The organism is Psychrobacter sp. UBA5136 (genome assembly GCF_002414005.1).
In the GTDB taxonomy this organism is placed as follows: Bacteria; Pseudomonadota; Gammaproteobacteria; order Pseudomonadales; family Moraxellaceae; genus Psychrobacter.
Genome location: NZ_DHYG01000050.1, coordinates 19479 through 31232 on the forward strand (window position 1 = coordinate 19479; position 11754 = coordinate 31232).

Genomic DNA, 11754 nt, shown 5'->3' on the forward strand with positions numbered 1-11754 from the left:
AGGGTCAGTATCAGCCTGACCCTTTTTTATTATTACTCATGCTGTTTTTAATGAGCAAGTGCAAGATTATGCAGCAGACAAACTATTTATCAGCTAAAAAGTCTGGCAACTCTGCTGCTTGTTTCTCAAGCTTTTTCAGTTTCTTTTTACCCAAGCCGCCAAGCACATCGACCGCATGACGCAAGCGTGTCAGGGTCATATCAGCGCCGATAATTGCCATCGAGTTCATGACGGGCGTCGATGAGGTGCTACCAGCAATGGCGATAAAGAACGGCGCCATAAAGTCGCGCATTTTGATATCAAGGTGCGCGGCAAGACCTTTTAGGGTGGCGTAGATGTTTTCTTCTGTCCACGTCGGCAAGGTTTCTAGTTGCCAAAGCGCGAGTTGTAGCATTTCGGTAATTTGCTCAGGCGTGAGCGACTTATGAGCAAAGCTTTCAGCTGTGATAGCAGGCAGGTTTTGGAAATAAAAGCCGCCCCAGTTGACCGCATCAGACAGCAGTTCGATACGGGGCTGAATCGCCGCGGCAATGGCAGTTAATTTATCACTGTCACTTGCCCACTCAAGGATTTTATTTTTTAGCTCTTGAGGGGTAAGCGCACGTAGCCATTCGGCATTGAGCCAGTTCAGTTTTTCGATATCGAAAATAGGACCGCCAAGCGATACACGCTGAATGTCAAAGCTGGCAATCATCTCCTCTAAAGTGAATTTCTCCGCTTCGTCAGGCATTGAGTAGCCCATACGACCAAGGTAGTTGAGCAAGGCTTCAGGCAGTACGCCAGCATCGCGGTAGTAGGTAATCGAGGTTGGGTTTTTACGTTTTGACAGTTTTGATTTATCTGGGTTGCGCAGCAGCGGCATATGGCAAAGGGTTGGCATCTCCCAGCCAAAATATTCATAAAGCAGCTGATGCTTTGGCGCCGAGTTTAGCCACTCTTCACCGCGCATAACGTGACTGATTTGCATCAAATGGTCATCGACGACGTTTGCTAGATGATACGTTGGCATGCCATCGGTTTTTAGCAGCACTTGCATATCGACTTGTGTCCAAGGAATCTCAACCGTACCGCGCAGCATGTCATGTATTTGGCAGATACCTTCGGTTGGCACGCGCATACGAATGACGTGCGGTTTGCCCTCAGCAACCAATTGCGCGGTTTTCTCTGGTGCTAAATGTGCGCAGCGGCCATCGTAGCGCGGCGTTTCGCCATTGGCCATTTGCTCAGCGCGCATCGCATCAAGCTCTTCAGGCGTACAAAAACAGCGAAACGCATGATCGCTATCTATCAGCTGCTCGGCGTGTTTTTTATAAATATCACTGCGCTCGCTTTGACGATACGGTGCGTGTGGCCCGCCAATATCTGGACCTTCTGCCCAGTCAAGGCCGACCCAGCGCAGCGCATCCAAAATCATTTTTTCAGATTGCTCGGTTGAGCGCGTTTGATCGGTGTCTTCAATACGTAAAATAAACTCGCCGCCGTGAGCTTTAGCAAAAGCCAAATTAAATAGCGCGATATAAGCGGTGCCGACATGCGGAAAGCCAGTAGGCGATGGCGCAATACGCGTGCGGATAGGGCGCTTGCTATCAGGAGTAGATTGGGTCGATGTTTGGGTCATAAAAATCTCAGAATAGGGTGATTAGTGAATAAAGCGGTGAAAAATGTTAAAGGTGAATGCCGATAAACGTATTGATTAAAAAATACGGATGAAACAATAGCCGTGACGATAGAAAAATAGCGTAAAATATAGCGCTAGTATAACAGAGAGATGGGATATTTTTAACGAAAACCCCGCCTAGCGCTTGACTAGCCGTGTATCCTTGCGATAATAATGCTAGGTGAGTCATAACTTGTTTATTTTCATCTGATTTTTTACTATTACTGGCCAAAATGGTCATCATCTACTGAGTCGTTTGTGTCCATATCGAAATTTAAGCCAAAAAATACGCTAACTCATACGTCCAATTCTAAAGTCAGCCCTTCTGATACCGCTGCCGCTGAGAAGTCTGCGCAAGATCTTGCGCCAGAGTCCATCACGGAGGACACGAGTGCTGATGAATTAAATTTCGTCCATGACGCCGTGCTACTACAAGAAACAGTAGCGGCAGTGCTGGGCGTCAAATCGCTCCCAAAACAAAAAGATGAGAGCCGACAAAATAGCTTACAGAAGAGCGGCATATACGTCGATGCGACTTTTGGGCGCGGTGGCCATAGCCGCTTGCTATTAAGTCAGCTTGCCGATGATGCTACCTTGGTTGTGTTTGATAAAGACCCGACGGCCATTAGCGTTGCCCGCGAATTGGCCAATACCGACAGTCGCGTCAAAGTGGTGCATGACAGTTTTGCAACACTGACCGCTAGTCTAACGGCGCTGGGTATTACAAAAGTGGACGGTTTGATGGCGGATTTGGGAATTTCCTCGCCGCAGATTGATGACGGTAGCCGCGGTTTTAGCTTTATGCGTGATGGCGCGGTCGATATGCGCATGGATACCAGTCGCGGGCAGTCGGTTGCCGAATGGCTAGAGGCAGTCGATGATGAAACCTTGGCCAATGTGCTTTATGAGTTTGGCGAAGAGCGTCACAGCCGCCGTATTGCCCGTGCGATTAAGCAGATGGATAGCTATGATTCGACGCTTGCGCTGGCAGAAGTGATAAAAGCGGCGCATCCAAACTGGCAGCGCGGCAAGCACCCAGCAACCCAAAGCTTTCAGGCCATGCGTATTTTTATTAATAATGAGCTTGGCGACGTGGATGACTTTTTAGCGCAAAGCATTCCGATTTTAAAGTCGGGTGGACAGCTGGCCGTCATTAGCTTTCATTCGTTAGAGGATCGCCGTATTAAGCAGTTTTTGCAGCGTCATAGCAAAGGTCAATATCCTGAGGATGAGAACTTACCGATGCCGCCAAAGCGTCCGCGTTATTTTACCAAGCCAAAACGCGTCGGCCCGAGTAAAGCAGAGCTAAGCCAAAACCCGCGGGCGCGGAGTGCGTGGCTACGCATGGCAACGCGCACCGATAGCGCTTATTTAGCTAACGCTGAAACACAGCAGTGAGACAGCTTTGCAGGGCTGTAAGCAGAAAAGTGAGAGAGCTATTTTTGACGTGATTTTCTATTTGCCATTTATGTAGTTATTTATGACCAAATGTTTTAATACTTACGCGGCTGTTAAAAAGCTGTAAACATTCTCTGCTAGGCTCAGCAGTTACTTTTTTGCTTGGTCTTATTTTTGTTCGTATGCGTTTTTATCGATGGTGCTGATGGCTTAAAAGGGTTTTATCACTCGCAAACAGTTATCACTTTTTATATTTTGTAGTTCACTTTTTTGAGATCGTCATGGCAATATCTGACAAACCCGTAAACCGCCGCGCCGCAATGCCCCCAAATACTGACATTGGTGAATTATTCGTGCGCCGATTTAATGTGGTCAGTATTTATGTGGTCATATTATTGTTGCTTGCGGCCGCGATTATTTGGAGCGGTATCAAAACGGCCGAAGGCGTGCAGCAATATCATCAGGATTATAAAACCTTGCAAGACATGAAAAAACAAGAGCGTAAGCTGCAAGTAGAACACCAGCGTCTGCTTATCGAGCAGCAGACTTTTAGTGCGACCCCGCAAATCGCCAGTCGTGCGGTTGCCGAGCTGGGTATGTTTTCTCCCACCCTTAAAGATAAGCTGATTATTCAACCAGGGGCAGCGGTTGCGCTCACACTAGCACCGGATGAGGCTGATAGCGAAGGGACGACTGTTAATGAAAGCGATTTTTTTGAAGCAGATGCCGACCTAGCGGAGGCAGGACGATGAATGATAAAAAGCCCACTGCCAAAAACGGTAAAGCCGCCGCTAAAAATAGCAGCAAAAAACCAACCAGCGGTAAAGTCACTAAGCCGCTACGCCGTGCCAGCGCCGCCAAATCTGGGCAGACAAGCGATAAAGGGAATAATAAAGCGGCAGATAACCGCAAAGCCAAGCTCTTTAGTCGCTTAAAGAAGAGTGAAGAGCAGGGCGCTTATACCAGTGTTAAAACCCAAAAAAGCAAAAGAGCGTTTTTAGGTAAAGCCTCTGGGGCGTCGTCTCGCGGCGGTGTCGAGCAGGATAAAAACCGCTTCCGTACCATATGGGCGCTATCGTTAGTCATTTTAGGTTTACTCATCAGCCGCGCTTATTATTTACAAGTGGCCAATGCGCAATTTTACCAAGATAAAGGCAATGAGCTGATTACCAGCGTACGCACGCAAAAATCCTATCGCGGTATGATTACCGATCGTAATGATTTGCCGTTAGCGGTTAGTGCGCCACTGGCGACGGTGTCTTTTAGCCCGCATGATTACGCGCGCGAATATTACGAGCTTAAACGTATTATCTTGACCAATCCTGATAGTCCACAGCTGATCGCGCGTATGCAAAAGCGCTTGGACAATATGGATTTGACCACGCTTGCCGCGGCGGCCAATATTTCGGTCACTGAGCTCAAAAAAGCCACCGCCATCGACGATAGTATCGATGTTACCGATGAAGAGGCGGTCAAAGCGGCACTGCCATCGGGCGCAGGCTCGCATTATCTGCCGCTTCTTAATAAAGTAACGCCAGAGATTGCCCAAAGTGTGAGCTCACTTGATTTTCCCGGTGTCTATGAGAAAAACTTTTTCCAGCGCTATTATCCGCAGCCGCAACCGAACTCGCAGCTGTTAGGATTTATGGGGCAAAATGCTGCTGATCCCGAAGGCGGTTACGAAGGGCGTGCTGGTATCGAACGTCAATACGAAACGGTGCTGGCGGGCGAAGATGGTAAAGTGATGGTGCTAAAAGACGCTAAACAGAACAGCTTAAAAGAAATCAAGCAAGTCAAGCCAGAAATACCGGGCAAAGATGTCGCGTTGACCATTGATTCACGCTTGCAGTATCTGCTCTATAAAGAGTTAGAAAAAGCGGGTCGCCTACAAAAAGCGCGCTGGTCGACGGGTATGATTGTTGATGTACAAACGGGTGAAGTGCTCGCTTTATCGACGTGGCCGTCATTTAACTCCAATAATCTCAATGAGATGACGGGCGAAAACCAGCGTAACCGTGCGCTGCTTGATGTCTTTGAGCCTGGTTCGGTCATGAAACCATTTACCGTGGCCGCCGCTTTAGACTCAGGTAAATACACCACGACATCGTTAATTGATACCAATCCTGGCTCTATCCGTGTGCGTGGTTATACGATACGTGACCATAATAATCTGGGACGGATTACGCTTGCGACGTTACTACAAAAATCTAGTAACGTGGCCTCGACCAAGATTGCCTTATCCTTGCCGCCTGATGCCATTACCAATATGCAAAGGCAGTTTGGCTTTGGCGCAAAAACACCGCTGCAATTCCCCGGTGAAGGCAGTGGGCTTGTCGTTACGCCAAAAGAAAAAGAAACTTCAAGACGGGCAACGGTCAGTTATGGTTATGGTTTACAAGTAACGGTGGCGCAGGTGGCGCAGGCGTATTCGGCACTGGCAGCTGGCGGCGTGATGCATCCATTAACCTTGATTAAAGATGGCAAAAAACAGCCAAGCAAACGTATCATGGCGCACGAGCAAGCCATGTCTATCGTACAAATGCTAGAAAGTGTCACCGAGCCGGGTGGTACCGCAAAAGCCGCGGCCATCGATGGTTATCGCGTTGCTGGTAAAACAGGAACCTCGCGCCGCATCAACCCTAAAGGCGGCTACTATAGCGACCAGTATCGCAACGTCTTTGCCGGTATGGCCCCAGCGTCCAATCCTAAGCTGGTCGGTGTGATGCTTATCGAAGACCCGCGCGGTCAGATTTATGCGGGTTTAACCGTGGCGCCCGTTTTCCATAACGTCATGAAAGAAGCGCTGCGTTTGTATAACGTGCCGTTAGATAAGCCGCTAAAGACTGAAGAGCAGTAGCTAAAAAAGTAATTTTCCTTGTTCCGCTGTTAACTATTTGATGCGTTTTAACCGTTTAGGATTTGCCAATGACCCTGTCTACCTCGCCGCTAAGCAGCACCCCCGTCACCTTGCAGCAGCTGATTGCAGCCAGCGGCAACGACAGCAGTGTTAACAATCAAAGTCATGGTCCAGGTCACAGTCACAATTTAGCACAAACATTGACGGCGATGGTGGCTGAGCAGGATTCAACAAATTCAATAGAGTCGGTTGCTCATATTCCCTTTGAGCAATTTTGCTTAGACAGCCGCCAGTTAGCGGCCAACGATGTCTTTGTCTTATTAAAAAGCCATACGCCAAATTGTCAAAAAAGTCGTGACTACCTGTATCAAGCTGCTGAGCGGGCGGCTTTTATCCTATCAGAAATTGATCCAATTGCTTTATTATCGAAAGCCAATGTACCGCCGCATGCCAATATTCCATTATCTACTGTTAATGCACAGTCCGTAGCGCAGCAGCAATTAGCCGCCCTGCCTTGCCCAGTTTTATACGTGCCCAATATTCGCGATTTTTTAGGCAGCCTTATTCAAGCGCGTTTGCAATATCAGCAGCCGGTGACCTTGCCAACGGTCGTGGCGGTGACGGGTACCAATGGCAAAACCACCATCAGTCAATTGGTCGCACAGTTAACCCAGCTGACGGGTATGAGCAGCGCTGTGATGGGAACGGCTGGTAATGGCCGGCTTGGCGCGTTAGTGCAAGCCAGTCATACCACGGGCGATGCCTTAGCAGTGCAGCAGTTTTTATATCAAATGGCTCTTGAGAACGCGGAATTACTGGCATTAGAAGCCAGCTCGCACGGTCTGGATCAGCAGCGTTTGCAAGGTATGCCCGTATCGGTGGCGATTTATACCAATTTAAGCCGTGATCACCTCGATTATCATGCCGACATGGCAGAGTATGCCGCAGCAAAAGCCAAACTGTTTGATAAAGCACACTTTCCAGACTTAACCCACGCCATTATCAATATTGATGACGAGTATGCGCCAATTATGCTTGATACGGCGCGTGCCAGTGAGTTAACGGTTTGGACGTATAGTTTAAACCCAGCAAAATCTGCCACCTTTGTCGCCGCTGATATCACGCCAAGTTTGCAAGGCGTTGAGATTGGTCTGCGTACAGATCTTGGCAATGCAAAAGTCGTTAGTTTAGATATCGTCAGCCCGTTACTCGGACGCTTTAATGTGGCAAATTTACTTGCGGCGATGGCAGCGGCAGCCGCAGTTGAGACTAATAATGACGGTGATAGGAACAATAATATAGCCGATAACCTTGAACGTATTGCCGCCGTTGTCCCGCAGCTACAAGGCGCGGTCGGACGTATGCAGCGTGTGCCATCTGCTAACGGCTGTTTTATCGTTGATTATGCCCATACGCCTGATGCGTTAAGCCAAGTGCTTGCCAGTTTAAAAACTCACTGTAAAGGTCAGCTGTGGGCGGTATTTGGTTGCGGCGGCGACCGTGATGCGGGCAAGCGCCCATTGATGGCGCAAGCGGGATTGGCAGGGGCGGATAAAGTGGTTTTAACGGCAGACAATCCGCGTACCGAAGACCCAAAGGCAATATTGCAAGATATGCAAGCGGGCATGACAATTGAGCAATATCAACGTACCCATATCGAGCCTGCACGCCAAACAGCCATCGAATATGCGGTCAAGCAAGCCGCGGCTGATGACATTGTCGTTATCGCGGGCAAGGGTCATGAAACCTATCAAGAAATTAACCATGTGCGTTATGATTTTGACGACAGCGTTATTTTGCAAAATGCCCTCAAGCAAGCTGGGCGCCTATAACCTTTATAGCCAAATAATAGCGCCTGCCGTTCATTTTTTGAGCGTTTAAACAACAGATATCGTTAAATAGCAAAGATAAAAAGATAAGTAGTCATCATATATAAGGTAATCAATTATGACAGCCGACCACGATAACAGCATTCAGTCGCAAGGGCTGTATGTTTGGCAAGCAGACAATCTGCTTGCGGCAACCGCAGCACTTGATGGGCATTGGCAGTTTGCTGAAGCACAAGCAGAGTCAAGCAATGAGGTGATGAGTACTCGTATCGCCACCGATACCCGCACTATAAAAGCGGGAGATATCTTTTTGGCATTAACGGGTGATAATTTTGACGGTCATGACTATATCGTTACCGCTATAGAAAAAGGCGCGGTTGCGGCCATTGTTTCACGTCCTATTTCTGCAGGCATTTCGCAGTTAGTGGTGAGTGATACCCGTTTAGCGCTCGGTCAGTTGGCGGCATATCGTCGGCAGCAGCATAAAAATTTAACCGTCATTGCCATTACTGGCTCGAGCGGTAAAACCACCTGCAAAGAAATGCTCGGTAGTATCTTTGGCAGGCTAGCGCCAACGCTGATTACCCGTGGCAACCTAAATAATGATTTAGGCGTGCCGATGATGCTGCTCGAGTTATCCGACTACCATCGTTATGCGATTTTGGAATTGGGCGCCAACCATATTGGCGAGATTGCTTATACTACCGAGATTGTGCAACCTGATGTGGCGTGTATCTTAAACATTGGTACTGCGCATTTGGGCGAATTTGGTAGCCGTGAAGGCATTTGCCAAACCAAGGCTGAAATTTATCATACTTTAAGCGATGCCCAATTTGCCATCGTTCCTGATAAGGATGATTTTACCAATCAATTGCGCCGTATTGCCGAAAAGCAAACCTCACACGTGATAGGTTTTGGTAATACTGATGTGAGTGCCAGTCATTTAGATGTCGAGCCTGAGCGCAGCGAATTTAAGCTGCATATCGGCAACCAAGTTCATGATATCAATCTGCCATTAGCGGGCGAGCATAATGTTAATAATGCCTTGGCCGCAGGTGCTTGTGCGTATGCGCTAAATATTGATATCAGCGATATTGTCGTCGGGCTTGAAAACGCGCGTCCTGCAAAAGGGCGCTTAAACAGTCAGCTACTTGGTATGCATCGCTTGATTGATGATACTTATAATGCCAATCCGCATTCGGTACGAGCGGCAGCCAAAGTACTTGCGGCCCAAACGGGAACGCAAGTGATGGTACTTGGCGATATTGCAGAGCTGGGCGAGGCGGCAATTAGCGAGCATCAAAGCTTGGGCCGGACGATTGCGACCACGGGTATCGATGTGCTGCTGTGTGTTGGTGAATATGCGCCTTATACGGTGGCAGGCGCGCAAGAGATTTCTGCTATTAGCGCCCATGCTTTTGCTGATAAAGACAGTTTATTGGCCTATCTGCAGTCTTATTTACAAGCACAACAGGCGCAGCCTTGTACCGTGCTGTTTAAAGGCTCACGTTCCATGGAGATGGAAACCCTTATCAATGCGCTAGTCGAGGAGTAGGCGGTGTTAGTTTGGTTGTTTGGCTGGCTTGGCCAGTATTATACACCGTTTTCTGCGGTTTCTTCGTTGACGCTACGGGCGTTACTGGCGGTTATTACCGCCCTTGCGTTTAGCATGGTTTTTGGCGACCGCGTTATTCAGCACCTGCGTACGCTTAAGTACGGTCAGGCGATTCGCAATGACGGCCCGCAGTCGCATTTGGTCAAAACTGGTACCCCAACCATGGGCGGGGTGCTGATTTTAAGCGCGATAGGGGTATCAATTTTACTGTGGGCGCGGTTAAACAATCCTTATGTGTGGATTTTGCTTGTGGTGATGGTTGTCTTTGGCGCGGTCGGCTGGGCGGATGATTGGCTTAAAATTAAATATAAAGACCCCAAAGGTTTAATCGCTCGCAAAAAATACTTTTGGCTGTCGATGGGCGCTTTATTTGTTGGCGTCTCTTTATATTATATTGCTACCTTGCAGCCAAATATGGCGACCACGCGCGAGATGCAGGATTTGCTACTACCGATTTTTAAAGATTGGATGATTCCTTTTTCGGCAGTGCCGTTTGGTATTGGCTTTATTATTTTTACCTACTTTGTGATTAATGGCGCATCAAACGCGGTCAACTTAACCGATGGCTTAGATGGCTTAGCCATTTTGCCCGTGGTCTTGGTTGCGGCGGGCTTGGGCGCGATGGCTTATGTCTCAGGTGATGTGCGTTTTGCCGATTACTTGCATGTGCCTTATATTGCCTATAACTCAGAAGTGATTATTGTCTGCGGCGCGATGATTGGTGCAGGACTTGGTTTCTTATGGTTTAATGCCCATCCCGCACAAGTATTTATGGGTGATGTTGGCGCATTAGCGTTAGGCGCGATGCTCGGTACAATTGCGGTTATGACCCGCCAAGAGATTGCTTTTGCCATTATGGGCGGTCTATTTGTCGCCGAAGCATTGTCGGTGATGCTACAGGTCGGCTCGTATAAACTGCGTAAAAAACGCGTCTTTCGCATGGCGCCGCTCCATCACCACTTTGAAGAAATTGGTTGGAAAGAAACGCAAGTGGTGGCTCGCTTTTGGATTATTGCTATTATCCTTGTCATTCTTGGGCTAATGACCTTAAAGCTACGTTAAGACAGCCATATTGTTTGATAGTGAATAAAAATATCATTTATACAAAAGCCATCTTGTTTTACATGAGATGGCTTTTTTAGTGTTTGTTTATAATTCTTCCTTTGTATTTTTTGTTGCGCTTTTTACTCCACCTTTTATCCCTTACTGAGCCGGAACTTTGTTAAAATAACAGCCCTATTGCAATGACTTTGAGAGATTTGTGCGCTTATTTATTTGTCCCCTTTGCCAATCACCCATGCAGCCAGCAGCCGTTACTTGGCGCTGCGATGGCAGTTTAAATCCGAAGCAAACTGCTCATCCTTTCGATGTGGCGCGGCAGGGTTATGTCAATCTATTGCCCGTGCAGCAAAAAAAATCCAAAGCGCCGGGCGACAGTCAGCAATCCATTGAGGCGCGCAATCGGTTTTTAACGGCCGGTCATTATCAGCCGCTACAAACGCTCATTTGCCAAAAGATGGCGGCGTTATTGACGGCGAAAAAAGCCAACCTTGAGCAAAAAGATAAGCTCATTAACTGGCTTGATATTGGCTGCGGAGAAGGCTATTACACGCAGGCAATGGCGCAGACTGGCATGGATGTGCTTATTGCAGCCGATATCAGCAAACCTGCCGTTGTAGAGCTGGCAAAAACCAGTAAGGCTTTGGGACGGCTTTGGTATCAAGAAGTTAAAGATGATTCTGCTTCAGAGATAATGAAAGCAGCCGCTATTTATCCGCTGGTGACTAGCGCGGCGCATTTGCCACTACACGCGCATAGCGTCGATGGCATTAGCAGTATTTTTAGCCCAATCTTGCCAGCAGCGTTTAATGAGGTTTTGACTGATGAAGGCTATCTCATCATTGCTAAGCCTGATATCGGACATTTGGCGACGATGCGAGAAGCGTTATTTGATGATGTTCGAGAGCATGACTCTGATAAATTTTTGGATGAGTTAGCGCCTTATTTTCAACTTTTAGAGACCCATCGCGTCAGCACCAAGCTACGTTTGTCCGCAGAGGATTTGGCAGATTTAATGACCATGACGCCTTACGCGTACCGTGCGCGCAGCGAAAAAAGACAAGCGCTCTTGGCAGAGGTCGAGACAAAACCCTTTGCAACGGAAGCTAAGTTTGTCATCTATATTTTGCAAAAAACGGTAGTGAGCAGTTAAGCTACGCGCTTACTTTGCTAAAGGTCGACTTATATAATAGGTCCCATCGTGGCGATGATGTTGTTCCAAATTCGACAAGGCAGCGGCCAGTTTTTCACCGCTTCGCGCGTAACCTCATCAGAGTCAGCAATATACTGATATTGACGCTCCATAATTTCTGCAGTTATACCAATCCCAATAATTAAA

At 47.9% G+C, this 11754-nt stretch carries 8 protein-coding genes; 7 read left to right on the forward strand and 1 reads right to left on the reverse strand.

Annotation, left to right across the window (positions count from 1 at the left end; genetic code table 11):
• Positions 1-82: 82 nt before the first annotated feature.
• The gene (gltX, locus tag B4240_RS07105) at positions 83-1618 is read right to left on the reverse strand and encodes a glutamate--tRNA ligase (protein WP_296237824.1); all 1536 of its coding nucleotides are present in this window, start codon (positions 1616-1618) and stop codon (positions 83-85) included.
• 414 nt (positions 1619-2032) lie between these two features.
• Here gltX and rsmH point away from each other — a divergent pair, with 414 nt between their 5' ends.
• From rsmH to B4240_RS07140, 7 genes are all read left to right on the forward strand, one after another.
• The gene (gene rsmH / locus B4240_RS07110) at positions 2033-3055 is read left to right on the forward strand and encodes a 16S rRNA (cytosine(1402)-N(4))-methyltransferase RsmH (RefSeq protein ID WP_296237835.1); all 1023 of its coding nucleotides are present in this window, start codon (positions 2033-2035) and stop codon (positions 3053-3055) included.
• Positions 3056-3336: 281 nt separating this feature from the next.
• A complete protein-coding gene (gene ftsL / locus B4240_RS07115) occupies positions 3337-3807 on the forward strand; it encodes a cell division protein FtsL (protein ID WP_296237826.1) in 471 nt (156 codons plus the stop codon).
• Positions 3804-5912, forward strand: a complete 2109-nt coding sequence (locus B4240_RS07120; protein WP_296237828.1) for a peptidoglycan D,D-transpeptidase FtsI family protein — start codon at positions 3804-3806, stop codon at positions 5910-5912. Before ftsL ends, B4240_RS07120 begins: the two co-directional genes overlap by 4 nt.
• Positions 5913-5980: 68 nt before the next feature.
• Positions 5981-7744: a UDP-N-acetylmuramoyl-L-alanyl-D-glutamate--2,6-diaminopimelate ligase gene (locus B4240_RS07125; RefSeq protein WP_296237829.1), complete on the forward strand. Its 1764-nt coding sequence runs from the start codon at positions 5981-5983 to the stop codon at positions 7742-7744.
• A gap of 115 nt (positions 7745-7859) precedes the next feature.
• Positions 7860-9296: a UDP-N-acetylmuramoyl-tripeptide--D-alanyl-D-alanine ligase gene (locus B4240_RS07130; protein WP_296237832.1), complete on the forward strand. Its 1437-nt coding sequence runs from the start codon at positions 7860-7862 to the stop codon at positions 9294-9296.
• A gap of 3 nt (positions 9297-9299) precedes the next feature.
• Positions 9300-10418 (forward strand): phospho-N-acetylmuramoyl-pentapeptide-transferase, encoded by a 1119-nt coding sequence (gene mraY, locus B4240_RS07135; RefSeq protein WP_296237833.1) that lies wholly within the window; start codon positions 9300-9302, stop codon positions 10416-10418.
• A 199-nt stretch (positions 10419-10617) separates the two neighbouring features.
• Positions 10618-11568, forward strand: coding sequence for a putative RNA methyltransferase (locus tag B4240_RS07140; RefSeq protein ID WP_349679085.1), 951 nt, complete (start codon positions 10618-10620; stop codon positions 11566-11568).
• The last annotated feature ends 186 nt before the right edge of the window (positions 11569-11754 follow it).

Coding starts and splice junctions, on each gene's coding strand:
- gltX (WP_296237824.1), bottom strand. CDS start 1,618: ATGACCCAAACATCGACCCAATCTACTCCTGATAGCAAGCGCCCTATC.
- ftsL (WP_296237826.1), top strand. CDS start 3,337: ATGGCAATATCTGACAAACCCGTAAACCGCCGCGCCGCAATGCCCCCA.
- B4240_RS07120 (WP_296237828.1), top strand. CDS start 3,804: ATGAATGATAAAAAGCCCACTGCCAAAAACGGTAAAGCCGCCGCTAAA.
- B4240_RS07125 (WP_296237829.1), top strand. CDS start 5,981: ATGACCCTGTCTACCTCGCCGCTAAGCAGCACCCCCGTCACCTTGCAG.
- B4240_RS07130 (WP_296237832.1), top strand. CDS start 7,860: ATGACAGCCGACCACGATAACAGCATTCAGTCGCAAGGGCTGTATGTT.